This is a genomic window from Rhodospirillales bacterium (genome assembly GCA_023898785.1).
Lineage (GTDB): Bacteria > Pseudomonadota > Alphaproteobacteria > Micavibrionales > Micavibrionaceae > TMED27.
In genome coordinates this window covers 1-24,659 of record CP060239.1, presented here as the reverse complement: position 1 = coordinate 24,659, position 24,659 = coordinate 1, and the positions used below count along the sequence as shown (strand labels likewise).

The 24,659-nt window shown below is 49.6% G+C and carries 27 protein-coding genes and 1 pseudogene; 16 read left to right on the top strand and 12 right to left on the bottom strand.

The features are described from left to right. Positions 1-6: 6 nt before the first annotated feature. Positions 7-420 (bottom strand): Rrf2 family transcriptional regulator, encoded by a 414-nt coding sequence (locus H6859_00140; protein USO05654.1) that lies wholly within the window; start codon positions 418-420, stop codon positions 7-9. 409 nt (positions 421-829) lie between these two features. Here H6859_00140 and H6859_00135 point away from each other — a divergent pair, with 409 nt between their 5' ends. Further along, positions 830-1,513: an alpha/beta hydrolase gene (locus H6859_00135; GenBank protein ID USO05653.1), complete on the top strand. Its 684-nt coding sequence runs from the start codon at positions 830-832 to the stop codon at positions 1,511-1,513. A 67-nt stretch (positions 1,514-1,580) separates the two neighbouring features. On the opposite strand, the gene bcp is transcribed toward H6859_00135, so the two are convergent. Beyond that, positions 1,581-2,060 (bottom strand): thioredoxin-dependent thiol peroxidase, encoded by a 480-nt coding sequence (gene bcp / locus H6859_00130; GenBank protein ID USO05652.1) that lies wholly within the window; start codon positions 2,058-2,060, stop codon positions 1,581-1,583. A gap of 89 nt (positions 2,061-2,149) precedes the next feature. Between bcp and H6859_00125 the strand changes: the two genes are divergently transcribed. Next, complete coding sequence (locus H6859_00125) at positions 2,150-5,314, top strand: hypothetical protein (GenBank protein ID USO05651.1); 3,165 nt, start codon at positions 2,150-2,152, stop codon at positions 5,312-5,314. Positions 5,315-5,319: 5 nt separating this feature from the next. On the opposite strand, the gene H6859_00120 is transcribed toward H6859_00125, so the two are convergent. Further along, positions 5,320-6,615, bottom strand: a complete 1,296-nt coding sequence (locus tag H6859_00120; protein USO05650.1) for a tyrosine--tRNA ligase — start codon at positions 6,613-6,615, stop codon at positions 5,320-5,322. An 18-nt stretch (positions 6,616-6,633) separates the two neighbouring features. Here H6859_00120 and H6859_00115 point away from each other — a divergent pair, with 18 nt between their 5' ends. The 9 genes from H6859_00115 to H6859_00075 all read left to right on the top strand — a co-directional run bounded on the left by H6859_00115 (position 6,634) and on the right by H6859_00075 (position 15,202). Next, a complete protein-coding gene (locus H6859_00115; GenBank protein ID USO05649.1) occupies positions 6,634-7,719 on the top strand; it encodes an anhydro-N-acetylmuramic acid kinase in 1,086 nt (361 codons plus the stop codon). After that, positions 7,716-8,678, top strand: a complete 963-nt coding sequence (locus tag H6859_00110; GenBank protein ID USO05648.1) for a threonylcarbamoyl-AMP synthase — start codon at positions 7,716-7,718, stop codon at positions 8,676-8,678. The genes H6859_00115 and H6859_00110 overlap by 4 nt, the downstream gene beginning before the upstream one ends. Before the next feature lie 12 nt (positions 8,679-8,690). After that, positions 8,691-9,731 (top strand): NAD-dependent epimerase, encoded by a 1,041-nt coding sequence (locus H6859_00105; GenBank protein USO05647.1) that lies wholly within the window; start codon positions 8,691-8,693, stop codon positions 9,729-9,731. Between the two features lie 88 nt (positions 9,732-9,819). Continuing rightward, positions 9,820-10,839 carry a sterol desaturase family protein gene (locus H6859_00100; GenBank protein ID USO05646.1) on the top strand — a complete coding sequence of 340 codons (1,020 nt, stop codon included), beginning with the start codon at positions 9,820-9,822 and terminating at the stop codon, positions 10,837-10,839. Positions 10,840-10,923: 84 nt separating this feature from the next. Further along, positions 10,924-11,991, top strand: coding sequence for a GDP-mannose 4,6-dehydratase (gmd, locus tag H6859_00095; protein ID USO05645.1), 1,068 nt, complete (start codon positions 10,924-10,926; stop codon positions 11,989-11,991). An 86-nt stretch (positions 11,992-12,077) separates the two neighbouring features. Continuing rightward, positions 12,078-13,019, top strand: coding sequence for a GDP-L-fucose synthase (locus tag H6859_00090; protein ID USO06643.1), 942 nt, complete (start codon positions 12,078-12,080; stop codon positions 13,017-13,019). 52 nt (positions 13,020-13,071) lie between these two features. After that, positions 13,072-13,722: a chemotaxis protein CheD gene (locus tag H6859_00085; GenBank protein USO05644.1), complete on the top strand. Its 651-nt coding sequence runs from the start codon at positions 13,072-13,074 to the stop codon at positions 13,720-13,722. A 130-nt stretch (positions 13,723-13,852) separates the two neighbouring features. Further along, positions 13,853-14,164 (top strand): hypothetical protein, encoded by a 312-nt coding sequence (locus H6859_00080; GenBank protein USO05643.1) that lies wholly within the window; start codon positions 13,853-13,855, stop codon positions 14,162-14,164. A 132-nt stretch (positions 14,165-14,296) separates the two neighbouring features. Further along, the gene (locus H6859_00075) at positions 14,297-15,202 is read left to right on the top strand and encodes a hypothetical protein (protein ID USO05642.1); all 906 of its coding nucleotides are present in this window, start codon (positions 14,297-14,299) and stop codon (positions 15,200-15,202) included. Here the strand turns inward: H6859_00075 and H6859_00070 are convergent. Both H6859_00070 and H6859_00065 read right to left on the bottom strand, forming a co-directional pair. Beyond that, positions 15,199-15,513 carry a hypothetical protein gene (locus H6859_00070; protein ID USO06642.1) on the bottom strand — a complete coding sequence of 105 codons (315 nt, stop codon included), beginning with the start codon at positions 15,511-15,513 and terminating at the stop codon, positions 15,199-15,201. The two genes, H6859_00075 and H6859_00070, sit on opposite strands and share 4 nt — an antisense overlap. A gap of 628 nt (positions 15,514-16,141) precedes the next feature. After that, positions 16,142-16,624, bottom strand: a complete 483-nt coding sequence (locus tag H6859_00065) for a sigma-54-dependent Fis family transcriptional regulator (protein USO05641.1) — start codon at positions 16,622-16,624, stop codon at positions 16,142-16,144. 31 nt (positions 16,625-16,655) lie between these two features. Between H6859_00065 and H6859_00060 the strand changes: the two genes are divergently transcribed. Both H6859_00060 and H6859_00055 read left to right on the top strand, forming a co-directional pair. Continuing rightward, entirely contained in the window at positions 16,656-16,931 is a 276-nt protein-coding gene (locus H6859_00060) for a response regulator (protein USO05640.1), read from the top strand. A 205-nt stretch (positions 16,932-17,136) separates the two neighbouring features. Beyond that, positions 17,137-18,242: pseudogene (locus tag H6859_00055) on the top strand (IS3 family transposase). A gap of 168 nt (positions 18,243-18,410) precedes the next feature. Here the strand turns inward: H6859_00055 and tnpA are convergent. Then, positions 18,411-18,743 carry an IS200/IS605 family transposase gene (tnpA, locus tag H6859_00050; protein USO05639.1) on the bottom strand — a complete coding sequence of 111 codons (333 nt, stop codon included), beginning with the start codon at positions 18,741-18,743 and terminating at the stop codon, positions 18,411-18,413. Positions 18,744-18,833: 90 nt separating this feature from the next. Between tnpA and H6859_00045 the strand changes: the two genes are divergently transcribed. Continuing rightward, positions 18,834-18,953: a transposase gene (locus H6859_00045; protein ID USO05638.1), complete on the top strand. Its 120-nt coding sequence runs from the start codon at positions 18,834-18,836 to the stop codon at positions 18,951-18,953. Positions 18,954-19,017: 64 nt separating this feature from the next. Here the strand turns inward: H6859_00045 and ppa are convergent, their stop codons facing one another. From ppa to H6859_00015, 6 genes are all read right to left on the bottom strand, one after another. Further along, positions 19,018-19,557 (bottom strand): inorganic diphosphatase, encoded by a 540-nt coding sequence (ppa, locus tag H6859_00040; GenBank protein ID USO05637.1) that lies wholly within the window; start codon positions 19,555-19,557, stop codon positions 19,018-19,020. 87 nt (positions 19,558-19,644) lie between these two features. Next, positions 19,645-20,946 (bottom strand): aminotransferase class I/II-fold pyridoxal phosphate-dependent enzyme, encoded by a 1,302-nt coding sequence (locus tag H6859_00035; protein ID USO05636.1) that lies wholly within the window; start codon positions 20,944-20,946, stop codon positions 19,645-19,647. A 93-nt stretch (positions 20,947-21,039) separates the two neighbouring features. Beyond that, a complete protein-coding gene (locus H6859_00030) occupies positions 21,040-21,225 on the bottom strand; it encodes a hypothetical protein (protein ID USO05635.1) in 186 nt (61 codons plus the stop codon). A 154-nt stretch (positions 21,226-21,379) separates the two neighbouring features. Then, positions 21,380-22,174, bottom strand: coding sequence for a YHYH protein (locus H6859_00025; GenBank protein ID USO05634.1), 795 nt, complete (start codon positions 22,172-22,174; stop codon positions 21,380-21,382). Positions 22,175-22,277: 103 nt separating this feature from the next. After that, positions 22,278-22,481: a cold-shock protein gene (locus H6859_00020; GenBank protein USO05633.1), complete on the bottom strand. Its 204-nt coding sequence runs from the start codon at positions 22,479-22,481 to the stop codon at positions 22,278-22,280. 172 nt (positions 22,482-22,653) lie between these two features. After that, complete coding sequence (locus H6859_00015) at positions 22,654-23,631, bottom strand: malonyl-CoA decarboxylase family protein (GenBank protein ID USO05632.1); 978 nt, start codon at positions 23,629-23,631, stop codon at positions 22,654-22,656. A 169-nt stretch (positions 23,632-23,800) separates the two neighbouring features. On the opposite strand from H6859_00015, the gene H6859_00010 reads away from it, so the two are divergent. Both H6859_00010 and H6859_00005 read left to right on the top strand, forming a co-directional pair. After that, positions 23,801-24,136, top strand: coding sequence for a hypothetical protein (locus tag H6859_00010; protein USO05631.1), 336 nt, complete (start codon positions 23,801-23,803; stop codon positions 24,134-24,136). 38 nt (positions 24,137-24,174) lie between these two features. Next, on the top strand, positions 24,175-24,659 hold a 485-nt coding region (locus H6859_00005), incomplete at its 3' end, for a hypothetical protein (protein ID USO05630.1).

Sequence of the window (24,659 nt, the reverse complement as noted above, 5' to 3'; positions counted from 1 at the left end):
CGCTATTTAAGCGATTTTCCCTATGGTTTCAAATAGTTTACGAGCATGTGGGTGATGTTCAAGTTGATTGTGCAGTACGTCATGTAATGTAATTTCACACAGAGTTGCCGATAAAATTCTACCAATATGCTCCCATAGGGCATGGGTATGTTCACAAGGATTTGTTTTGCCGGTTTTCGTTTTTTTGCGTTTTGCCGGTGCGTTGTCTTCGCTGGCGCGCAGAATATCGGTAATCATGATTTCATCGGCACTCTTGTTTAAAAGATACCCACCGCCGGGGCCGCGATAGCTTTTGACAAGGCCGTGGCGTCGTAGTCCGGAGACGAGTTGTTCAAGGTAGGATAGTGAAATTCCGGCATTGGCTGCAATTTTTGTTAATGGAAGCGGATTTTTAGAGTCTGTACGGGTAAGTTCAACCATTGCTATGAGGGCGTATTCTCCGCGTGAATTTAATGTGAGTGTTGAGGGCATTCGTTTTTACGGTTTTAAATTTTCGTTTATATTAATAATGTCTAATGCTTTATAGGTTCTTTGGCGTTTTTGCACTATGAAATTTTCTTTTTTGTCGTATGTTTTTGTGAATTTTGTGAAAAAGGGCGGCTGTTTTTTTACATAGTACATATTTTGAGCTACTTGGACTGAAAATGATTCGATTTGTAGCGGGTATTATCCACAAACAGAATCAATAGGTTGTAATGTTTTTATAGACAGTGCAGGATGTTTTTCCTATATAGGGGCAGCTTTAAAATATAGCAGGATCGGGGCGAGGCTTTTATTTCCTTCGTTCCGGTTTTTAAAAATCAAACCCGAAAACAGTTAGGGATACTAAATGCCAGAAGTTATTTTCAATGGTCCGGCGGGCCGTCTTGAAGGTCGCTATTCTCATTCAAAAATTAAAAACGCCCCGCTCGCTTTAATTTTACATCCGAGTCCAGAGCATGGCGGTACGATGAATAACAAAATCACTTATAATATGTTCCAAGGCTTTGCGGCGCGCGGATTTTCGTGTTTGCGGTTTAATTTCCGTGGTGTTGGGCGTTCGCAAGGACTGTTTGATCAAGGCGAGGGAGAGCTTAGCGATGCCGCTTCTGCGCTGGACTGGATGCAGGAGATTAATCCAAATGCGCCGTATGTTTGGGTTGGCGGGTTTTCTTTTGGTGCGTGGATCGGTATGCAGCTTTTAATGCGGCGCCCGGAAATTCAAGGTTTTATTTCTGTCGCTCCGCCTGCGAATACTGAGGATTTTAGTTTTCTTGCACCGTGCCCGACTTCCGGTCTGGTGGTGCATGGAGGCAAAGATGACGTAATCGAAGAATCCTTCGTGTCTGAGTTTGTTGAACGTTTGCATCAGCAAAAAGGTATTGATATCGATTACCGCGTGATTGATGAGGCTAATCATTTCTTCCACGGCTATAATGACGTGATTATTGATCATATGCATGATCATTTGAACAAGGCTGGTGCCGGGCGTCAGGTTCGGCTGGAAGATATGGTCACCGCTCTGGCGGGATAGTCATAGTCCTTTGTGATCACCAAATTTTTCTAAATAGAAAAGCCCTCAATCGTCGAGGGCTTTTTGTCTAGGCGGCTTTTGCGATGTTTTCTGCGGCGCTTTCAACTTCTTCAACGTGGCCGTCGACTTTGACTTTGCGCCATATAGCGGCGATTTTGCCTTCCTCATTGATCAGGAAGGTTGAGCGTTCAATGCCCATGTATTTTTTGCCGTACATATTTTTTTCTTTCCAGACGCCATAGCGTTCGCAAATGTCGGTGTTTTCATCGGAGACGAGCGGGAAATTCAAATTGTATTTTGCTTTGAATTTATCATGGCGTACTGGTGAGTCTTTGGAGATGCCGATGATGGTTGTGCCTAGTTTTTTGAAAGCTTGCAGGGCTTCGTTGAAGCCGCAACTTTCCTTGGTGCAACCGGGTGTGTCGTCTTTGGGATAGAAATATAGGACAATCTTTTGGCCTTTAAAATCCGATAGGGAAAGTTCACGATTGCCGTCTGCGGGGGCGGTGAAATTAGGGGCGGGGTCTCCAACTTTTAATTCTGTCATAGCGTTGTCCTTTCAAAAATCCATACTTACTTCAGTTTCTTTAACATGGGGGCTTTGCGGCTTAAGTCAAGCGTGGCATAAAATAGGATATGGATTTCAAGCTTTTCTGCAGACGTAGTGGTCTTATATTCGTTGAAATTTTGGCGGTTGGCGTTGTTTTAACGGTGGTGGCTGTATGCGTTTTAGGATGGCGGCTTTTGTCGGCGCCGCTGGATATGGAGTTTGCGCGGCCATATATTCAAGAAGCTTTGCGTGATGAGCAAAGCGGTATGTATGTCAGCATGGATAACATTGTGCTGTTTTGGCCGGATTTGCGCGAGCCGTTGCTGCTGGGCCTAAAGGGGGCGAGCGTGTATGGGCCGGAGGGGCGTGTTGTGGCTTCGATTGGCGAAGCAGCGCTGGGGCTGAATAAAGCGCATTTGCTGATGGGGCAGATACGGCCCGAAGGGTTGGTTCTTAAGCGTCCAAGTTTGAGTCTTATTCGAAATGCGGATAATAGCTTTGATATTGGCGTGGCAGATACAAAAATTTATGGTCCGGCGCAACCAAAGGAAGAAGATGGCGCGCAAGTTGATTATATTGAACAAATTCTAGGCGTTCTTGCCGGCGATCAGAACGGGCCAGTGGCGGATAGTTTGCTTTCGGAACTGAGAAGTTTTGAGATTGAAGAGGCCAGCTTGTTGGTTGATGACCGGGTGCTCGCGCTTTCGTGGGTTTTGCCGCGCGCTGATATTGTGATTGAACGGGTCGAGGGGGCTTTGCGGTCGAAGGGGATTGTGGATTTGCCTGCAGAGGCGGGCGCCGCGCCTCGGCTTAAATTTACGGCAGAGTTAGGACTTGCCTCTGAGGCGGTAGATCTGGATGCAATTTTAGAAAATTTTGATTTGTCACTGTTGGGGCAGAAAATTCCTGAGCTTGAGATTTTGAAAATGCAGGATGTGCCGCTCAATGCACAGTTTAAGGCGCGTATTGATAAAGGTATGAAGTTGCAGCGCGCTGATTTAACGGTGCTTTCTGAGGCCGGGGCGTTGAATATTGCAGAGCTTTCGGCACAGCCTGTGGTCTACAAAGATTTAGGCGTTTTGGCGCATTACACGGCGCAGAACGGTCAGGTTGATCTCAAGAAGGTGCAGGTTACGATCAGCGGGGTAAAGCTTGAGGGGAATGCCGATTTGACGTTGAGTGAGGCGGGCACTGTTAACGGTCCGGTGCGTCTTGAAATTGAACGTTTAGCGCAGAGTGCGATTGCACCTTTGTGGCCTGTGGCGCTGGCCGAGGATAACAGCAAGGAATGGATTGTTGATAAGCTCGGGGCAGGCATTTTTTCAAATATTTATGCGCAGGGCGATCTTGAGGTTCTACCGGGTGAGGGTAGAACGAGTGTTGATCTGAAGAAGCTTGTGGCGGGATTTGAGTTTGAAGGTATGAGTATTGATTATCGTGCGCCACTTAAGCCGGTTACTAACGCTAAAGGCAGAGCCAGATTCGATCTCGATAGCGAAACGATACGTATTGATATTGAATCTGCCAGAGTGATGGATTTGGCTGTTAGTGAAGCGGATGTTGAGTTAGTCAATATTATTGAGGCTGGAAAAGGGCAAGCCGATATTAACCTTAAGCTTCAAGGTCCTGCTAAATCAGTTTTTACCTACATTCGTGATGAGCCGATTGGGGTGAATAGTGAGATTGATGTTGCGAATGTTCGTGGTCAGGCTGATATGCGGGTTAATATTTCCTTGCCGACGAAAAAGGACATTAAGATTGCCGATGTCGATGTGAATGTTCGAGGAACGCTCAGCAATGCATTCTTGCCCAATGTGGTGCGCGGACTTCCCTTAAGTGAAGGGCCGTTTGATGTAAGCGTGAAAAACAATGCTTTGCGGGTGAGGGGCAAGGGACGGCTTGGCGATCAGCCGATTACGCTTGATTATCATGAGTATTTAAGTGCGGCAGGCAAGCCCTATGCCATGCAGGTTAAGGCTGCAGTGATGGCGACGCCGGAACTGCGTGATCAGTTCGGCATGGATCTGAGCAGCTTTTTAGAAGGATCGGCTTCGGTTGATGTGACCTATACAGAATATGCTGGGGGGGGCGCCGAGGCGCTTGTGGCGGCGGATTTGACTCCGGCGCGGGTCTTTGTCGATCCGTTTGATTATGAGAAGAAGCCTCAGGTGAAGGGAAGCGCAACGCTTAAAGCGGTTTTGAAGAATGGGGACTTAAAGGAAATTCTTGATCTGAAAGGGAGCGCGCCGGCTTTGAAACTGGAGTCTTCTCATTTACGGTTTCGTCAGAAGGGCGAAGAGACAGAATTGGCTGGAGGCAAGGTTTCACGTTTTACGTTGAATGAAACGGTGGCGCAGTTGGAATTTGAGGTTGAGCCTTCCGGAAAGACGAAAATTGTGCTGGATGGGCCCTTCCTTGATGCAAGGCCGTTTATGGACGATGAAAAAGAAGAGGGTAAACCTTATGAAGCGCCGCCGATGTTGATTTCGGTGGCGGCTGACCGGATGCGCACGGCGGATGAAGAAACAGTGCAATATGCCAAGCTGTATATCGATATTGACGAACAGGGCACAATTAACCAGATGGAAATGGATGGTATTGCGGGCGGCGGCGATATTTATTTGCGTTATAAGCCCGATGGCTCTGGCAAGAGGGTCTTTCGATTGGAAGCCGATGATGCGGGTGCGATACTTAAAGCATTTGATTTGTATAAAGGTGTGCGCGGCGGCAAGCTGGTGATTTACGGCGAGCCGATCCGCGGAGTGTTTGACCGGAATTTAATCGGTGTGGCGGAGATGAGCGATTTCAAGGTTATCGATGCTCCAGCATTGGCGCAGCTTCTCGGGGCGATGTCTTTGCCAGGGTTAATGGCCAGCCTGAACGGGCAGGAAGGCCTCAGCTTTACCAAGATGGAGGCGAATTTTGACTGGCGGTATAGACCGAACGGGTCGTTGCTGGTGTTTAAAGATGGCCGGACCTCGGGAAATTCATTGGGGCTGACCTTCGACGGGACGTTTGATAATGCCGCCCATACGATGGATGTGACCGGTACAATTATTCCGCTGTCCGGGATTAACAAGGTGATCGGCGATATTCCGCTGGTCGGGGACATTCTAACCGGCGGAACCGGCGCTCTGATCGCGGCGACCTATACGATGAAGGGATCAAGCGAGGATCCAAAAGTTTCGGTAAACCCGCTGTCAGTTCTGACGCCAGGAATTTTACGGCGCGTGCTGTTCGAGCAGAAATAAATTTTTTAGCTCGCTTTTACCAGTGCGTGTTTTTTCTTCGAAGTTGAGATTTTGATGGCATCGCCTTCGCTGATCATATCGGCGGTGAGGGTAAAGGCGGGATCGGTGACGGGCTGTCCGTTTACTTTCGCGCCGCCTTGACTGATGATGCGCCGGGCTTCGCCTTTCGATGTGGTGAGTCCGGCGGCGCAGGCGGCATCGATGAAGGTTACGCCTGCGGAGAGGTCGAGTTGAACGCAGGGTAAATCCGCGCCGATCGAGCCTTGTTCGAAGACTTTGGCAGCCGTGTCGGCGGCTTCGCGTGCGGCGGTTTCGCCGTGGCAGAGTTTGGTGACTTCGAAGGCCAGTACTTTTTTGACCTCGTTGATTTCTGCGCCCTGCACGGCTTCGAGGCGGGCGATTTCGTCCATCGGCAAGGTGGTGAAGAGCTTGAGGAAACGCCCGACATCGGCGTCTTCGGTATTGCGCCAGTATTGCCAGAAGTCGTATGCGGGGAGCTTGTCGGCGTTGAGCCAGACCGCGCCATCGGCGGTTTTGCCCATTTTTGCGCCGCTGGCGGTGGTAAGCAGCGGAGTGGTGAGGGCGAAAACTGGATCTGTAGCTGGTCCAGAGTAATTGCCAACGCTGAAACCTTTGCTTTTTTCTCTTGGCGAGGTTCGTCGCCATAATTCAACGCCATTGATAATGTTTCCCCACTGGTCGCTTCCGCCCATTTGCAAAATGGTGCCGAAGCGCTGGCGTAATTCGACAAAGTCGTAAGCCTGCAAGATCATGTAGTTAAACTCGAGGAAGGTCAGCGGTTGTTCTCGCTCAAGGCGGAGTTTGACGGACTCGAAGCCCATCATACGGTTGATTGTAAAGTGCGGGCCGTAATCGCGCAGGAAGTCGATATAGTTGAGCTGGTCAAGCCAGTCGGCGTTATTCACCATCAGCGCGTCGGTTCGGCCGCTGCCGTATCGGAGGTAGTTTCCGAAGATCAGCCCGATGCCGCCGATGTTTTTTTCGATATCGGTTTCAGTGAGCATCCGGCGGCTTTCATCCTTGCCCGAAGGGTCGCCGACCCTGGTGGTGCCGCCGCCCATCAGGGTGATCGGCTTGTGGCCGCATTGCTGGAACCAGTAAAGCATCATGATTTGGACGAGGGAACCGACATGCAAGGAGTCAGCGGTGGCGTCAAAGCCGATATATGCGCTTTGCACGCCTTTACTCAGCTTGGCATCAAGGCCGTTGAAATCAGAGCACTGGTGAATGAAGTCGCGCTCGGTTAAGATGTTTAAAAATTCTGATTTGTATTTCGTCATAACCCAAATTGTATAAGCATGAGTGAGCATAAAGTCTATAGGGCAATTGGCCTGATGTCCGGAACGGCGCTAGACGGGGAGATTGATGTCGCGCTAGTGGAAACCGACGGGCACGCTTTCGTTAAACCGCTGGGGTTTTATGCGCATCCTTATGATTTGAGCGTGCGGGATAATGTGCGGGCGTGTTTTGGTAAACGCGTGCCCGATGCGCAGACGCGTGAAGCGGAAGCTCTGGTGACGGATTTGCACATTGCGGCGGTGAAGGCAAGCGGTTTTGAGGCGGATGTGATTGGCTTTCACGGCCAGACCATTACCCATGCTCCGAAGGATAGTTTTACATGGCAGCTCGGTGACGGAGCATGGCTGGCGGTGGAGACGGGTATGGATGTGGTGAATGATTTTCGTTCAGCGGATATGAAAGCCGGGGGGCAGGGTGCGCCATTGACGCCGCTGTATCATGCGGCGATTATGGTAGGTCAGGATAAGCCGGTGGCAGTTTTGAATCTGGGTGGTGTGGCGAATGTGACGTATATTGCGGAAGATGGCGATTTATGTGCGTTTGACTGCGGGCCGGGGAATGCGTTGATGGATGATTTTATTAAGCACAGGCGAGGCGTTGCCTTTGATAAGGATGGTATGCTTGCCTCAAAAAGCTTGCCACATGTGGGTATTCTTGAGGGTTTTCTTGCCGATGACTATTTTAGTTTGCCGGGTCCCAAATCGTTGGACCGTAATAGTTGGAGTGTTGATATTGTTCGTGACTTGTCAGATGAAATGGGGATGGCGACGTTGTTTGCTATGAGCGTGGGGGCTATTGAAAAATCAGTGAAGGGGTTGCCAAATGTTCCCAAGGTTATTTATGTCGCTGGTGGCGGACGAAAAAATAAATATTTGATGGAGGTTTTATCCAAGCGTTTAGGTGGTTTTTGGAGGCCTAAAAGTAAAATGAAATCTATAGATGATGTTGGTTATGACGGTGATGCAATTGAGGCGGAGTGTTTTGGTTATCTGGCGGTACGCTCTTTGTTGGGTTTACCGCTGAGTTTGCCCGAAACGACGGGGATTGCACGGCCCGTATCCGGTGGTGTATTGCACAAAGCATGATCAAGAGCGCAAATCCTGAAAGTATTGCCGAGGCTGCCGAGATTTTGAAATCCGGCGGGCTGGTCGGTATGCCGACTGAGACTGTTTACGGTCTGGCGGCGGATGCGACCAATGGGCAGGCTGTGGCGAAGATTTTTGCGGCCAAAGGACGGCCGAGCTTTAATCCCTTGATCATTCATGTCACGGATCTGGAGCAGGCGGGGGAATTTGTTGTGGTTAATGACTGGGCGCGCGCGATGTCGCAAGCTTTCTGGCCGGGGCCGCTGACGTTGATTTTACCAAAGAAAGAGAATACGCAGATTTCCGAACTGGCGAGTACGGGGCTGGAAACGCTGGCGGTGCGCGTGCCTGCGCATAAGGTGGCACGGGCGTTGATAAAGGCGGCATGTGTACCCTTGGCGGCGCCGAGTGCGAATGCGTCGGGAACGCTTAGTCCGACAACGGCGGCGCATGTGTATGATTCGCTGGGGGATAAGGTGGATATTATTTTGGCGGCCGGGGCGTGCGCGGTGGGGCTGGAATCCACGGTGCTGGATTTGAGCGGTGAAGCGCCGCTAGTTTTGCGTCCGGGCGGGATCAGTGCGGAGGATATATCCAAAGTTCTTGGTGTTGAAGTTCGGTATGATGCAGGCGATTCTGTGGCGCCAAAGTCGCCGGGGCAATTACTGAAGCATTATGCGCCGAATTTGCCGGTGCGGTTAAATGCGATTGATTTGAAAGAGGACGAGGCGCTGCTCGCTTTTGGCAGAACAAAATTTATGATTGGGAGTGATTTTCCGGCGGAACTGGTTTGTAATTTGAGTGAAAATAAGGATTTGTATGAAGCGGCGGCGAATTTGTTTGCGATGCTGAAAGTGCTTGACGAGAGCGGAGCGAAGGGGATTGCTGTGATGGCCGTGCCGGAAGTCGGGATCGGTATTGCGATTAATGATCGCTTGCGGCGGGCGGCGCAAGCGTAATAGGATAGGCCAATGAAAAAGATACTTGTGACAGGGGCGACTGGTTTCATTGGGCATGCCTTTACCAAAGAATTGCTGGCGACTGGGCATAAAGTGCTCGGGGTTGATAATCTGAATGATTATTACGATGTTGCGCTGAAACATGCGCGATTGGCCGAACTTGAGGGGCAAAGCGGTTTTACCTTTCAGCAGCTTGATCTGGCGGATCGTGAGGCTATGACGGCGTTGTTTGAGGCGGAAAAGCCGCAGATTGTTGTCAATCTGGCGGCCCAAGCCGGTGTGCGTTATTCGCTCGATCATCCGCATGCCTATGTCGATTCGAATTTGCAGGGGTTTGTGAATGTGCTGGAGGGCTGCCGCCACAGCGGTGTGGAGCATTTGATTTTTGCTTCATCGTCTTCGGTTTACGGGGCGAATACGAAGGTGCCGTTCGCGGTTTCTGACAATGTCGATCATCCGATCAGTTTGTATGCGGCGACAAAGAAAGCAGGTGAGTTAATGGCGCATTCCTATGCGCATCTTTACGGCATCCCGTGTACGGGTTTGCGGTTTTTTACCGTGTACGGGCCGTGGGGGCGTCCGGATATGGCGTATTTTAAATTTACGAAGGCGATTTATGAGGGCAAGCCGATCGATGTTTATAATGACGGCGATATGATGCGCGATTTCACCTATATTGATGATATTACCGCAGCGATGATGAAGCTGCTTGATCATGTGCCTGAACAAGACGCAAGTTGGGATTCAAAAAAACCAGACCCATCATTTAGTAACGCGCCGTATCGTTTATATAATATTGGACATAATCATCCTGAGCAATTGATGGATATGATCCATATTTTGGAAGCAGAAACAGGACAACACGCCGAGAAGAATTTTATGCCGATGCAGCCCGGTGATGTTTATGCGACCTATGCCGATGTGAAGGGGCTGGAAGAGGTGATCGGTTTTAAACCGGAAACGTCTTTGGCCGAGGGGTTAAAGCGGTTTGTCGATTGGTATAAAAGTTATTACAGCATCGGCGATGAGGCCGCTGCGTCATTGCGAGCGTGAGCGAAGCAATCCATCTATTGTAATTGTTTCAGGGATGGATTGTTGCGTCGGTCTTACTCCTCGCAATGACATTAAATGGAGATTGAGCATGGAAAACATTAAATATTATTTATCCTGGGCTTTGTGGCCGGCATTGTTTGTCATTTGTATGAGCGTGGCGGGATACGGCTTTTCGCATGATGCGCCAGTGCTGTATTTCAATATTGCCTATGTGTTTTTGATTTTGTCGCTGTTTTTTCTGGAAAAATGGATGCCGTATGAGCGCGAATGGCTGAAACCCGATGGGCAGAATACGGCCTCGATCCTGCATACGATCAGCTCGAAAGGCAGTGTGCAGTTACTCTTCCTGTTTAGCGGGGTGATCGGGCTGGCCGATTATATAACGCCAGTGGCCGAGGCCGGGCCAGCGTACGGTATATGGCCGCGGAACTGGCCGCTTTGGACACAAGTGTTTTTAGGGATGACAACTGCGGAATTCGGTTTGTACTGGGCGCACCGTCTGGCGCATGAAATTTCGTGGATGTGGCGGTTTCATGCCGTTCATCACAGCGTCACCAAGCTGTGGTTTTTGAATACCGGCCGGTTCCATTTTGTTGACAGTCTGATCAGTATTGTGTTGGGGCTCTGGATTTTGCTGGCGCTGGGCGCGCCGATGGAGGTAGTAAAATGGCTGAGCGCAATTACCGCGTTTATTGGCATGCTGACCCATTGCAATGTCGAGATGCGGTTCGGGCTGCTGAACTATATTTTCAACACGCCAGGCCTGCATCGCTGGCATCATAGCCGGCTTTTGTATGAGGGGAACCGAAATTACGGCGAGAATTTGATGATCTGGGATCAGATTTTCGGAACGTTTTATAATCATTCATACCGGCCATCTGCCGATATCGGGATGGGGGATTATATGCCGGAAAAATTCACCTATCAGATCTTGTGGCCTTTTCTGACAAACAAGATGAAGCAGCGCTTGCAGACGGACTTTGAGCCGGTGCCGTTTGGCCGTGAAGGTGATGCGGACCACCCAGTGCCTGAATTTGCAAAGCGCAAATCATTGTTCATGCTGATCGTCGGATTGTTTCAGGCCCGTAATCCACGCGCCAGCGTTTAAATCTTTCATAAAGTCTTTGCTTAAGCTTAGGATTTCGTGCATTTTTTATGCATACGTAATTATGCGTTGAGGCCATACGTAAGAATGACAAAAACAGCCTTTATTACAGGAATTGCCGGACAAGACGGGGCATATTTGGCGCAATTTTTGCGCGAGAAAGGGTATAGTGTGCATGGTTTGGTGCGCTGGGACAGTTATAGCGATCCGATTGAGGGGCTTTCGCGGCTTGATGTTTTGGGGTTGGTGAGTGACGATGTCAGCTTGCATATGGGAGATGTGACGGATGCGAATAACCTTAATTTGCTGATTCGCGAAATTCGTCCGGATGAGATTTATAATCTGGCAGGGCTGTCGCAAGTTCAGGTGAGCTTTGAAACGCCGGCCTCGACTTTGCAGATTAATACTGCCGGGACGCTCAATATTCTGGATGCGGTACGGGTAAACGGGCTGGAGAATTATACGCGGGTTTATCAGGCGTCATCTTCGGAAATGTTTGGGAAGGCGCGCGCGCCGCAAAATGAAGATACGAAAATGGAGCCGTGCAGCCCTTATGGCGTGGCAAAGCTGGCGGCGTATCATTTGGGTAAGAGCTATCGCGAGTCCTACGGCATGTATGTGGCTAACGGTATCTTGTTTAATCATGAAAGTCCGTTGCGCGGGGAGGATTTTGTTACTCGCAAGATCACCAAGGCGGTTGCGGCAGTTGAGGCGGGGAGCAATGATGTGCTTCGGCTGGGTAATCTGGATTCCATTCGGGATTGGGGCGATGCACGCGATTTTGTTGCCGGGATGTGGGCGATTTTACAGCGCGGCGCTCCGGATGATTATGTATTGGCGACAGGGGAGGCGCATAGCGTACGTGAGTTTGCTCAGGCGGCTTTTGCGCATGTGGGTATATCGCTTGAATGGCGCGGCGCAGGCGTAGATGAAAAAGGCGTGGAGGTGAAAAGCGGGCGGGTTTTGATTGAGGTTGATCGTCAGTTATTCCGTCCTTCCGAAGTGCATCATTTACTGGGCGATGCGGCCAAGGCGCGCGACGTTTTGGGATGGACTCCTAAAACGACGTTTGAAGGGCTGGTTGCGGCGATGGTGAATGCGGACCGCGCAGCTTTACACCTTGATGGGGGCGCGGCATGGTCGATGGCTGGTTAGAGGCGCCGTATGATTTGAGCGGCAAACGGGTCTGGGTGGCTGGGCATGGCGGCATGGTCGATGGCTGGTTAGAGGCGCCGTATGATTTGAGCGGCAAACGGGTCTGGGTGGCTGGGCATGGCGGCATGGTTGGGGCTGCGCTCGTGGTGCGGTTGCGATCTGAGGATTGTGAGATTTTGACCGTCAGCCGGGAGGGGCTTGATTTACGTGATCAGGCGGCAACGCGGGCGTGGATTGTTCAGAATAAACCGGATGTTGTGATTATTGCGGCGGCGAAGGTTGGCGGGATTTTAGCGAATAGCACTTATCCGGCGGATTTTCTCTACGATAATATGATGATTGAGGCCAATATTATTCATGCGGCCCATGAGGCGGGCGTGGAGAAGTTGTTGTTTTTGGGTTCGTCATGTATTTATCCAAAAGAGGCGGCGCAGCCGATTGGTGAGGATGCGCTGCTTACGGGTGCGCTGGAGCCGACCAATGAAGCGTATGCGGTGGCTAAAATTGCAGGGATAAAGTTGTGCCAGGCTTATCGCGAGCAGTATGGGCGCGATTTTATCTCTGCTATGCCGTGTAACCTTTATGGGCCGGGCGATACGTTTGATGAACAGGGTTCGCATGTCATTCCGGCGTTGATGATGAAGGCGCATGCGGCTAAAGAGATCGGAGCGGATATTTTTGAGGTCTGGGGGAGTGGAACGCCTTTGCGCGAGTTTCTTTATGTTGATGATTTGGCTGATGGTCTTGTGTTTCTGCTCAAAAACTATTCTGGCACCATGCCGGTGAATATTGGTGTGGGAGAGGATATTAGCATCCGTGAGTTGGCAGTGATAATCTCTGAAACTGTTGGCTTTACGGGGCGTATTGCATTTGATAGCAGTAAGCCGGACGGGGCGCATCGCAAATTAATGGATTCGTCTTGCATTCGAAATGCAGGCTGGACGCCAAAAACTACTTTTCAGGAGGGGCTTTCTCGAACCTATCAATGGTATTGCGAGGAAAATAAAGGTATAAAGAAAAGAGCCTGAATCAGGCATTTTTGGTAATACTTTCTTTTAACTTTCCCGTTATAATGTTTGCATGAGTGATCGAATTTCATCTGAAACGCCTGAAGCAACATCTTCTTCATATGAAGTGCGGCAAGAGCGTCGTTTAACACGAGATCAGGATGCTTATTTCAATGCGCAGTTTGATGCGGTAGCGCTCTATGTCGAGCCGGGTAGCGCAAATTGTACGGTGCGCAAGGATGAAATGCTGGTTGCCACTGTTGGTTCAGGAGTGTTATTGGCGATTTATGACCCAGAGCTTAAAGTTGGGGCGATGGGGTATGTTATGTTGCCCGATGCCGTGCTTGAGCATTTTCCTTTTTTAGAGCAAGCGGATCGGGACCTTGTTTTAAAGGCTTTTGAACCGATTGAGAAGTGCATCGGTGAATTAAAGCGCCGGGGTGCGGCGAAAAACCGCATACGCATTCGACTTTTTGGAGGAAGCAGTGAGGGCGATGATCCGGAGGAGCGCGGACTCAAAAATACTGTTTTTGTGCAAGAGTATATTTTTCGTAAAGGTTTGCAGGTTTTGAATGCTGATATTGGCGGGCCCTTTATTCGCCGTGTTCATTTTTTTCCAGCTACGGGGCGTGCAGTTCGGCGCTTGTTGAAGCGAAAAGATGACTTTGATAACCTGCATCTTGCAGAATCTGATTTTAATAAAAAAATCACAATTGATACATAAGTTATAACTTTTGTTTGTTTAGTGTATTGTAATATAATGATTTTTTTAGTTTTTTCTTGACTTCCCCTCATTTTTTGCATAAATTATTCATCTCTTATAAGTATAAGGAATTTATTTGGGGATTTTGGCTATGGACCATGTTCATGCTACAGCGTTGCTTAAGAATCCTTTTTCTTCCAAAAACTGGGAGAAAAATATTCGTCAGGTCTCTGTTGAACCTTGTGATGTGCATGAGGATCCCTTGGGGTATCGTGCTGTTTTCTTTTTGAGGGAAGATGATGAGCGTGCAGAGACATGTGAAATGTTTGTTGTCGGGGCTTCTTATCTGGCGCAGCGCGAGTATAATTTGACCAAGGCCGGTTATGTTGCGCCGATGACGCAAAAGGCTATAGGTCTGATTGAAGGAAAAATCGGTACACGTTTACCGGTCGAATTGGCCTGATTAGTTCAAAAAGTTGGCGTTTATCTAAAGAAATTATCTAATTGGGGATGTAAAATATCTCCCAATCGGGCATACTTGTTTGTGCCTGAAGGCCTTTTAGGCTTCTTTCCCCCTGCAAGTTTGGTTTGTATCATGGATGCACATTCTTTTTCCCAATCCTCCAATCATTTGTTGATGATTGAACCTGCCGATTTTTACGCCAATCCTGAGACGATGGAAACCAACGCGTATCAGGTTGATGATCATGAGCCGGTTGAAGTGACTAGCGCGCGGGCTTTGCGTGAGTTTCGGGAGTTGCATGACAAGCTGGTGGAAAGCGGTGTGAAAATTACGACAGCCAAGGCGTTGCCGCAATGTCCGGACATGGTGTTTCCGAACTGGTTTTTTTCATTTCCTGATGGGCGTTTGATGTTGTGTCCAATGCTCAATAAAAACCGTCAGGATGAACGTAGTGAAGACATTATTGCCCTGCTGACAAAGATTTATCCGGATGTAATTGACTGGACAGAATATGAAGAATTTGGTCTGGCGCTGGAAAGTACAGCCAGCATTGTTTCTGACCGGGTGAACAGACGCGCTTATGCGGCGTTGTCGGCGCGAACTGATGAGGGGTTGGCACGTAAATGGGCAGATCATATAGGCTATGAAATCGATTTCTTTGAAACGCATAGCCACACAGGTATACCGGTGTATCACACGGATTGTGTGATGTGGATTGGCAGCACGCTGGCTGGTATTTGTAGCGAATGTATTGTTGAAGAAGACCGGAGGCGCATTGTGTCGTCTTTGCTCGACACACATCAGGTGATTGAGTTTAGTAATGATCAACTACGTACGTTTTGTGGGAATGCGCTGGAGGTCGTTGGGCATGGGGGACAAAAGATGCTGGTGCTTTCGGAAAAAGCTTTGCAAGCGCTTGAAGAGGACCAGCTGGAAAAATGTCATCAACATTTTTCCAGGTTGATTTATAGTCCACTGCCGACGCTAGAGCGTTATGGTGGCGGGTCTGCGCGCTGTATGCTGGCGGAGCTTCTCTAATCCCCGATTTTGCGCATGGTCAGGAAGACGACATCGTGGCCGTATTCGATCTGACCGGACATCTGGATTTTATCGCCTTTGCGCGCCAGTTTGAGGGTAGTTTTATAGGTGACGGGGTTACGCGATGGTGATCCATCAGGGGCGGTGAGCAGAAAATCAATTGCGGCTTCGGATGGATCGGCCAAGGATATCATTTTTACTTCGTTGTCATTTAAAATCTCAAATGTGCTGGTCCATTTGCACCCAGCATCATCGGTGCGTTGTGTTTGGCTGTTTTTAATACGCGTTTCGCCGTCGCTGCGCTTTTCCAGCGGGCCTTTATAGCTGGTTGTGCTGGTGATTCTGTACTGGCCATCCAGTGGGTGATTGTCAGACATTGAATTTTCTCCTTGGAGTTCTAGCTTAGCTTATAGGTGTGTTCTTTGGAATAGGGTGTGATTTTTTGTTTGACATTATTCATAACGCTTGCTACAAGGTGCCTCAATTACATAATAAATGTATTTAATTATATAAATTATTCACCTGAAAGCGTGTGTGGCTGTATGTTGGTGAGCATAAAGTTAATAAGCTTATGGCCGGTTTGTGAAATTTCGCAAAAGTTGGCCATCCACAGTATTATCACGCGCTTGAGCGGTGCTTTTGGCCTTTTACTTCGGGTCAATCCTCCCCCAATGTGCCGCGATGCGTGATAATCGAAGCCAGTGTTTAGTTCCGCACTGGTGGGCAGAGTAACTAGGAACCCCACACACGCCTGAAGTCTGGGGGCTTGTCCCCCAGACTTCTTTTTTCTTCGCGCTTTTCATTCTGGCGTTGTTGCTTCGCCAGAATAGCTGCTCTTCCGATAACCAAAACAATTCACTCATGATAAAATCTTCTTTCACCGCAAGTGAATCTCATAAATCCTTTATCTTGTGAATCCATCATCAATAGGGTCTGAGCCTAATTGTTCTGGACATTTTTCATTTTCTTGTAAAACGTGGATTTGGCCATACCAAGGACTTTGGCGGCTTGAGTAATGTTGTGATCGAAATGATCAAGAGCAATCTGCATGGCTTCCTGTTCTATTTCATTGATGCTTTTAAAATCGCCATCATCCGAGATGATGCGGATATTTCTGGAGGTTTTGCTGCTTGCAGATGGCGTTTCCGTTTCCGATACCAGTCCGCTCAAATTTTCAACATTAAGCACGTTTCCATCGCTCACGACCATGGCGCGGTTAATCACGTTTTCAAGCTGTCGGACATTGCCGGGCCAGTCATAATTTATAAGTTGTTTTTCTGTAGCCTCCGATATGTCTTTGGGAATAGCGCCTTCATTGACGCAAAAGCGCTCAATAAAATGCCCGGCCAGAACCGGTATATCCTGCTTGCGTTCCCGTAAGGGGGGCAGCGCAATTTGCAGGACATTCAGGCGGAAAAACAAATCCTCCCTGAAGTTTCTAGAGGCGCTTCCCTTGCCCGAACCGGCCTTGAAAGATCAAAAACCGGGTGCCGTCAGGGTTCTGCTGGTGGAAGATGATCCAGTGACACGCTGGATGGTGCGCAGCGCGCTTAAAAAAGAATGCGAATTTGTAACCGCCCAGAGCGCCAATAACGCCTTCGGTCTTTATGCCAGTTACCAGCCCGACGTGGTGTTTCTGGATATCGATCTGCCAGACGGCAATGGCCACGATGTTCTCAAATGGATTATGCGTAACGATCCCGGCGCATGCGTGGTTACCCACGGGTAAACCCGTGGTTCTATGGGGCTGCGCCGCGCTTTGCGCATTACAATTCCTCGCGGAATTGACCTGAATCCCGGTGTCCTTGACGTTCTACATAACGGCGAATAACGTGCTCATCAACGCCTACGCTGCTTACGAAGTAGAGAGGTGGTCCCAAGAATTCGGACAGTGAGTTAAGCTACGATCTATGACCGAAGGAGGGTCATGGATTATGAGCAAGACAAGGAAGAACTACCCGGCGAAGTTTAAAGCGCAGGTTGCGCTGGCGGCGTTGCGGGAGGACGCGCCGATCACGGAGCTGTCATCCCGTTACGGGGTGCATGCGACGGTCATTCACCGTTGGAAGAAGGAGGCTCTGGCTGCGCTGGAGGCGGGTTTTGCGGGCAAGCTGGAATCGCGAGCGGACGCGCATAACGCCGAGGTCAGGGACTTGCACGCCAAGATCGGACAGCTGACAGTGGAACGTGATTTTTTAGCCGATGCCTCCGCCCGGTTGCGGTCCGGGGGCGGCAGGAAATGGTAGACCCGTCCAATGACAATATCGGCATCGCGGCGCAGTGCCGGTTGCTGGGGATCAGCCGCTCTGGCTGGTATTACGAGCGGCGCGGGGAGAGCGCGGACAATTTGGCGCTGATGCGGCTGATTGACGCGCAATTCCTGCAAACCCCGTTTTACGGGTCCCGTCAGATGGCCCGGCATCTGCGCCGTCAGGGGTACGAGGTAGGCCGCACCCGCGTGCGGCGTCTGATGCGCCTGATGGGAATCGAGGCGGTCTATCAAAGGCCGCGCACTTCGATGCCGCATCCCGGCCACCGGATTTATCCCTACCGGCTCAAGGGGCTCACGATCACCCGCCCGAACCATGTATGGTGCGCGGATATCACGTACATCCCTGTCAAACGCGGGTTTTTGTATCTGGTAGCGATCATGGACTGGGCCAGCCGGAAGGTGCTGGCCTGGCGGCTGTCGAACACGATGGAAACGCGCTTTTGCGTGGAGGCGCTGGAGGAAGCCATCGCCCGCTACGGGCCGCCGGAGATCTTCAATACCGATCAGGGCAGCCAGTTCACGGCGGACGCGTGGACGGGCGTCCTGAAAGAAAACGGGATCGCGATCTCGATGGACGGCAAGGGCCGCTGGATGGACAATGTGTTCATCGAGCGGCTGTGGCGGAGTCTGAAATATGAATGCGTGTATCTGAACGCGTTCGAGAGCGGCCTGCAAGCCAGGCGGGATATCGGGCGCTGGCTGGCGTTTTACAACGCGCAGAGGCCGCATTCGGTATTTGATGGACAACCCCCGGACGACGTTTATGATGAACGAAATTTTGTTTCTCCGGCCTCGGGCTTGCCGCCTCCGCCTAACGGCTCCGGCGGCCGCGCCCTTCACCCGGAGAAACAAAACCACAGGCAGGCGGCATGACAATAACCAACCGATCGTAGCTTAACTTCGCCGCAAAGCTGGCCGAAGAACCGAGACCACCTCTTAGCCCGGCGACCACACAATATTTTCCTTCCAGTAAACTTTGGCAAGAAAATCAAACCGCTTGTGCAAGGCGCTCGCCGATTGGCTTTTCATCGTGCCCATAACAGACGCTATTGCGTATTTCGGGGGTATCACCATGACCATATGCAGGTGATCCTGACCAAAGCCAATCGTCTCTATCGTGACGCCGGGCATACTTCGACACAGCTTGAGAAGAACCCTGTGCACGTATGCACAGACACCAGGCTTCAGGACCCTCCGGCGGTATTTGCAGACCCAAACCACGTGATATTCGAGGCGGTAAGCGCTGTGCCCAGTCGTAATAACTTCCATAACGGAAACAACATACCGCCTCCGGGCTCATTCATCCACGGGTAAACCCGTGGTGTTCTGTCCTACGGACCGCATAAAAACCGCAATGTCGTGGAACGAATGTTTGGACGCCTCAAAGACTGGCGGCGCGTGGCAACAAGATACGATAAACTCGCCAGAAACTTCTTCGCCGCTCTATGCCTTGCTTCCCTCTTATGTTTCTGGATTTAAGCTATGAGTCCGGACCCTAGTCAAGTCTTTAAAAAAAAGATGTATTAGTCTAACCTTTAACGCCTTACGCAGCCTTATCCTGCTTGGCACGCTCAATACCTTCCAAAATCAGTTTATGCGCCTCATCAACACCGGCCCATCCGAGCGTCTTCGACCACTTGCCGCTCTCCAGATCCTTGTAGTGCATAAAAAAATGCTCGATCTGCTCACGGTTAATCGGACGCAAATCCGTATACTCTATTACATCTGCGTGATACGGGTGCAAGGATGGCCCCGGCACAGCGATGATCTTCTCATCCTGCCCGCCGTCATCTTCCATCATCAGCACACCAACCGGACGCAAAGGCATCACAGCGCCGGGCATCACCGGTGTCCGGCCAATCGCAAGAATATCGACCGGATCTCCATCACCGGACAATGTATGCGGAATAAACCCGTAGTTACCGGGATAGTGCATCGCCGTGTGCAAAAAGCGATCAACAAACATGGCGCCAGATGCCTTGTCCAACTCATACTTAACAGGAACGCCTCCAAGCGGGTTCTCGATAACAGCGTTCACAACATTCGGCGCATCGTCGCCAATAGAGATTTTGGAAATATCCATAGCAATCCTTTCATTTCAATAATGCAAGCAGTCTTACCCATCAACCACTTGAAGAGCAAGTCCTTTATCAAAATTAAAATAGCGGATTTATGCGGGAATTTTATAACGTGCGCCTAGCCCTTCCAAAAACGCGCCAAACGCCTCCACAGCCGCGCAAACACGCGGCGCATTCTTGCGAATAAAGGCTTCATCAAGTGCTTCCCCGGCGTAAAAAGCCGCCAAAACCTCTGCACCGTCATAATCACAACCTGACAAGCGCAAAGTGAGCACCTCAGGCTCAGCCCCGAAGGCCGTCCCCGGCAAAGACGCCAGCCCGCAACCTCTCATCAGTGCATCCGCAAGCTCTTTCGACGTATAAATCCCGGCTCCGGCCATCCCGGCGCGGTGCGCCTCAAAATCCGGATAGTTGTAAAAGGCCCCCTGCGGCTCTGGCGCATAAACACCCAGATCACGTAAACCCGCAGCGATATACCTGTTCATCAATCCGTGAATATCCGTGCAGGCCCGTATATGCGCTTCAATATCCCCATGCCCCTTATAGGCTTCGATAACCGCCTGCTGAATCGGCGACGGCACACACGACCATGTCTCGCTGGCAATATTGCACATCAGATCATACAGCCCGTCCACAGCTTTCGGGATAAACCCGATACCAACCCGCCAACCACCCAGCGAAAGATGCTTGGATAGGCCTGATGTGATCGCCGTATGGCTCGGCGCATATTTTGCAATCGTGCGGTACACACCGTCAAAAGCGACAAAACCGTAGATTTCATCGGAGATGATAAAGATGTCCTCTTCTACGCACACCTTGGCAATGGCCTCCAATTCTTTCTCGGCAATTGTCAGCCCCGTTGGATTGGAAGGATAATTCAGTATAATCTTGGAAGGGTTCTGCCCTTGATCCCGCGCAGATTTTATCACACGCCGCAATTCTTCCGGATCGATATGAAAGCCTGAATCATCTTGCGTTGTCGGAACTTTTATGACCTCGGTACGCAGCATCCGCGCCTGCGGCTTGTAACTTACCCAGCTTGGCACCGGCATCAGCAAGTCCCCCTCAATCGCCATTTGCAGGGCGTAGAGAATAAGCTTGCTGCCCGGCGCAACGATGACATCGTACCGATCCGTATCCAGTCCGATTTTATTTTTATAGTAGGCGGCGACCGTATCGCGCAACTCTTCTAGCCCGCCGGTCGGAAGATATTCCTTACGGTGCACACCAGCCCTCAAAGCCTCCTGAAGACGCTCTGGCACCGGAAACGGCGACTGCCCAAAGCCCATATGCAACACCTGCCGACCTTCGGCACGGCATCTCGCCACCATCTCATTCGCCGCCAATGTCGGAGACAACTCGAACTCGGTGGAAGTTTCAACCAGTCTAATCACAACGATAGCCTTCCTAAAAGATTATAACGTCACAAGACACCACGGAAAAACAACGCAACACACAGCGCTCGCTATGTCAAGCCTGCGGCGCTCTTAAGCTACTTTTTCCCGAACTCGAGAAGCAGGAATTTCATCCACCCTCTTACGACCGAAAGGACCGATAATCTTCTCAGAATGTTCCTGCTGCACAAATTCCCTGTAAGAAAGCGGGCGACTGCCACCCTCAATATGGTCGGGAACAAACATAACGCCCCCGCTTGCTGTTGAACATGCTTCCATTGCCTGATCTCCTTTCATGGCGATTCGTAAAATACACGCTCAGAGTATATTTTTTTGCACTATCTTACAAATTATAGTCGTGCAGTGCACAAAAACTGTGCACTGCAGCATAAAAAAGACATTTTATTTCAAAAGCAGGATTTTTTAAAAAACCTCAACGGCGCTGACGGTTTTTCATCTGACGCGTTTCTTCGTCATCATCTTCATTCACGATTAAATTGCTACCAGCCTTAGAAGAAGCGCTAAAGAAAGTCGGATCAGGAATACCACGCCAGCATTTTGGGATACGAAGGAAATCAGGTGTTAAAATATAAATGTAATACTTCCCTTTAATATTCACGCCATTGCAACGATCCAGTACCCCCGCACCGGGAATATAATTATAATCACGAAAGTAAGCTCCGTCATATACACCACCCGGCCCATTGGGCGGATCGGAACGACGCCCTTCAAGCAAACGATAACTTGAGGTAAATTTATTATTCTTACTTACAAAAATAGGAAAACCATCAGCAGCATAGCCGACATGGCTTAAATCCTTGCTCACCAACCCGGAAGGGATAGCGCCATACATGTAAGCGCCCGGCCCCTCATCAATAAAACCGCCATACGCATCAAACTTCCGCTTGAGCTTAAGCCAGTTCTGATTATCATTCCAATAACCATCAACAGCCGTCTTGATCGGTACACCGTCAAGAGCAACACCAAAAATCATACCCGGCGCCCAAGGCGTCACTCTGGGTGTATTTTTCGGCTTTACAGGCACACGAAATGCATAAGGCGTCGAAACAATGCCCAACGCCCGCGCCTGATCTTTTGCATGATGCGGAACGCCAAAACCGCTGATATAACGATAACCGTCGCGCACATCCACTTGCACGGACGATGTTTTCCGAGCTGCAGGCTGCTGCGCCTGACCCGTCTCCTGAGCAAAAGCCCCTTCAGACAAACAAAAAGCGCCCCCTAAAAAAATAAGGGACGCGATTATAGAATTTAAAACGGCGCGCTTCATAAACTCACCTGGCATCAATTTAAAGTGCCTTTTAATTAATTTAAGCCGCCTTCAGATTACCAGCGGCTTCCTTGCCACGGTTTTCTTGCAATTCATACTCGACCTTTTGGCCTTCATCAAGTGTTCTAAGACCTGCAGCTTCAACAGCAGAAATGTGAACAAACACATCCTTGCCGCCATTATCAGGGACAATAAAGCCGTAGCCCTTCTCAGGATTAAACCATTTTACGGTTCCGGTTGCCATATTGCGATACTCCTTCGCGTTTTTTTTAAGTTTTCAAAAATAGCTCCTTGGGGTATTCGGTATTCGAGCTATTTTTAGTCAAAGCGCGAAGTCATCCAAAGATAATGGCATTAAACGCTGTTTATCCACAAAGAGCAAGGAAAAAACGGCTCACCCCTTAGTACGCATAAAATCAAGCTGCCAAGTCAAGAACGGACGCCAACTCCCCAGAAACAACGACATCACCATTGTTATTCTTTTGCTTTTGCTTCTGGCGCACTTCAGAATTGAAATCATACCCGTAATTTACCTTTACCACGATCTCTCCGTCACCATAGACATCATCTTTTCCGCCCATCAACTCCGGAATATTTCTAACCTGTATCCACCTGACAGATGCGCCATTGTCAAAAAGATGCAAATTGCGCGCATTATCTTTAACTCCCGCATCACATACATAACGATAAACCATCTGCATTTGTTGCTGTTCAGACAAATCCCGTAAATCAGGAACATCATCCTGGCCTTCAGCCCACCTGCTAAAAGCCCAGGCCGGTGAAAGCGTAACCGCCGCTTTGAGTGACGGAACATTGTCCGAAAGATGCGCAAGTCCCCGGTTAATCAGCATACCAGCAACCCCCTTCACACCGCCCAGATTGGTCACACTGTAAAAAGTCACAAGATTCGGCGCCTCAATGTCCTGAACTGGGGCTGTCAAAATCTCGTGAACATTACCGCGTAAAGACGAGCCGGGAATAGAGCTATCCGCAGCCGTTTCAACCTTCACAAAATCGCCATAAATAGCCGTCAAAACCTGCCGGTCTTCACCATCCTCGGCCCCCGGCTTCACCAGCGCAAATGTTTGCTTGGTTTTCCCGGCCCCGCCGGCACGAAAATGTAAAATCTCTTCGGCAGTAGAAGCATTAGTCGCATGAACCTGATCATTACCAGCCAATTGCTTCAAAATATCCTGATCATCCGACGTCACATTAACCAACGAAAGACTGCAATCAAGAACCGCCCGGGCACAGTCGAAATCACAGATCAAGCGCTCTGATGATAAAAAACCTTTCCGAGCTTGCGTATACAGTTGGTTATACTGCCTAATAACACTATCTAAAGCAGACCCGCGAACAGCCACAACCTCAAAACCATCTCTTAAATTCATCATGCCATTTTCTCGATTATCACTATAAAAAATTATGAAAAATCTTTTAGCGCACATAAAAACAATTGTCAAGCATGCGCCATCCCGGCCAATACACAAAAGCTTTTTAAGTTTGCATAATCAAAGAAAATTCTGCTACCCTCTGCCAATAACCAATGACAAAGGTACAAAAATGCTAACAGGCCCGGAAAAATCGAGAGTAAAAAAATTTACAGCCGGTATGGACGAAAGCACCGCCAACGCGATGCTCAACCTGTTCATACTCACAAAACCCGGCTGTGACGCCGCCGCCAGCGATTTAATGATGGCTGCCCACGGCCACTACCCAAGAGTTTGCACAGGCACCATCAGCGCATATCGCCCCTATGGCCTTGTAGGAACAGACGGCTCAATCCCCGCCCCTGTCAAACTGGCCATCCGAAAAGCCATTGCCCAAAACTATCTGGTTATGCATGGACCAAACATCCCGACCCCGAAACCTAATCTAGCAGAACTTAATTACCGCTAAACTCTGATACACCGACCAAGTTCAGACTGAAAGTTAAAATGCAAAAAATAACCCGACGTAAGTTTTCTGCCTCTGTATTTTTTATTCTTCTGCTGGTTATTACTGGCACATCACCTGCCGGGGCTGTACGCAACTGCATCAACACAGGCGTACCGTTTTTGATTAACGGGCAAGATTCGGACTACGATGTCGAAATCATACTGGCAAATTACAGTGACGATTATGCTTATACACCGCAATTTGGCAAAAAAAATGAAGCCCATTGGCAATTGATCGATAACAACACCATCCGGGTCTATTTCCATCCAAGAACCTGCTACGATAAAGGATGTCAATATTACCTCTATGTCGGCATCCATCACCCTATGGGCCTTCAGAGCGGAAAATCCTGTTCCCGATATGATCGCCTCATAAGCGTAAAGAACAAGCAGGTCAATTTTGAAGGATCATTCAGACTCGTCTACGGAACGGAAAGAAACCGTAGATCATTCTATATTACACCCGTATATGGCTATGGAAATGC

Excerpts from the sequence above, each read along its gene's own strand:
- H6859_00140 (USO05654.1), bottom strand. The coding sequence starts at position 420 with ATGGTTGAACTTACCCGTACAGACTCTAAAAATCCGCTTCCATTAACA.
- H6859_00135 (USO05653.1), top strand. The coding sequence starts at position 830 with ATGCCAGAAGTTATTTTCAATGGTCCGGCGGGCCGTCTTGAAGGTCGC.
- bcp (USO05652.1), bottom strand. The coding sequence starts at position 2,060 with ATGACAGAATTAAAAGTTGGAGACCCCGCCCCTAATTTCACCGCCCCC.
- H6859_00125 (USO05651.1), top strand. The coding sequence starts at position 2,150 with ATGGATTTCAAGCTTTTCTGCAGACGTAGTGGTCTTATATTCGTTGAA.
- H6859_00120 (USO05650.1), bottom strand. The coding sequence starts at position 6,615 with ATGACGAAATACAAATCAGAATTTTTAAACATCTTAACCGAGCGCGAC.
- H6859_00115 (USO05649.1), top strand. The coding sequence starts at position 6,634 with ATGAGTGAGCATAAAGTCTATAGGGCAATTGGCCTGATGTCCGGAACG.
- H6859_00110 (USO05648.1), top strand. The coding sequence starts at position 7,716 with ATGATCAAGAGCGCAAATCCTGAAAGTATTGCCGAGGCTGCCGAGATT.
- H6859_00105 (USO05647.1), top strand. The coding sequence starts at position 8,691 with ATGAAAAAGATACTTGTGACAGGGGCGACTGGTTTCATTGGGCATGCC.
- H6859_00100 (USO05646.1), top strand. The coding sequence starts at position 9,820 with ATGGAAAACATTAAATATTATTTATCCTGGGCTTTGTGGCCGGCATTG.
- gmd (USO05645.1), top strand. The coding sequence starts at position 10,924 with ATGACAAAAACAGCCTTTATTACAGGAATTGCCGGACAAGACGGGGCA.
- H6859_00085 (USO05644.1), top strand. The coding sequence starts at position 13,072 with ATGAGTGATCGAATTTCATCTGAAACGCCTGAAGCAACATCTTCTTCA.
- H6859_00080 (USO05643.1), top strand. The coding sequence starts at position 13,853 with ATGGACCATGTTCATGCTACAGCGTTGCTTAAGAATCCTTTTTCTTCC.
- H6859_00075 (USO05642.1), top strand. The coding sequence starts at position 14,297 with ATGGATGCACATTCTTTTTCCCAATCCTCCAATCATTTGTTGATGATT.
- tnpA (USO05639.1), bottom strand. The coding sequence starts at position 18,743 with ATGGAAGTTATTACGACTGGGCACAGCGCTTACCGCCTCGAATATCAC.
- ppa (USO05637.1), bottom strand. The coding sequence starts at position 19,557 with ATGGATATTTCCAAAATCTCTATTGGCGACGATGCGCCGAATGTTGTG.
- H6859_00030 (USO05635.1), bottom strand. The coding sequence starts at position 21,225 with ATGGAAGCATGTTCAACAGCAAGCGGGGGCGTTATGTTTGTTCCCGAC.
- H6859_00020 (USO05633.1), bottom strand. The coding sequence starts at position 22,481 with ATGGCAACCGGAACCGTAAAATGGTTTAATCCTGAGAAGGGCTACGGC.
- H6859_00015 (USO05632.1), bottom strand. The coding sequence starts at position 23,631 with ATGATGAATTTAAGAGATGGTTTTGAGGTTGTGGCTGTTCGCGGGTCT.
- H6859_00010 (USO05631.1), top strand. The coding sequence starts at position 23,801 with ATGCTAACAGGCCCGGAAAAATCGAGAGTAAAAAAATTTACAGCCGGT.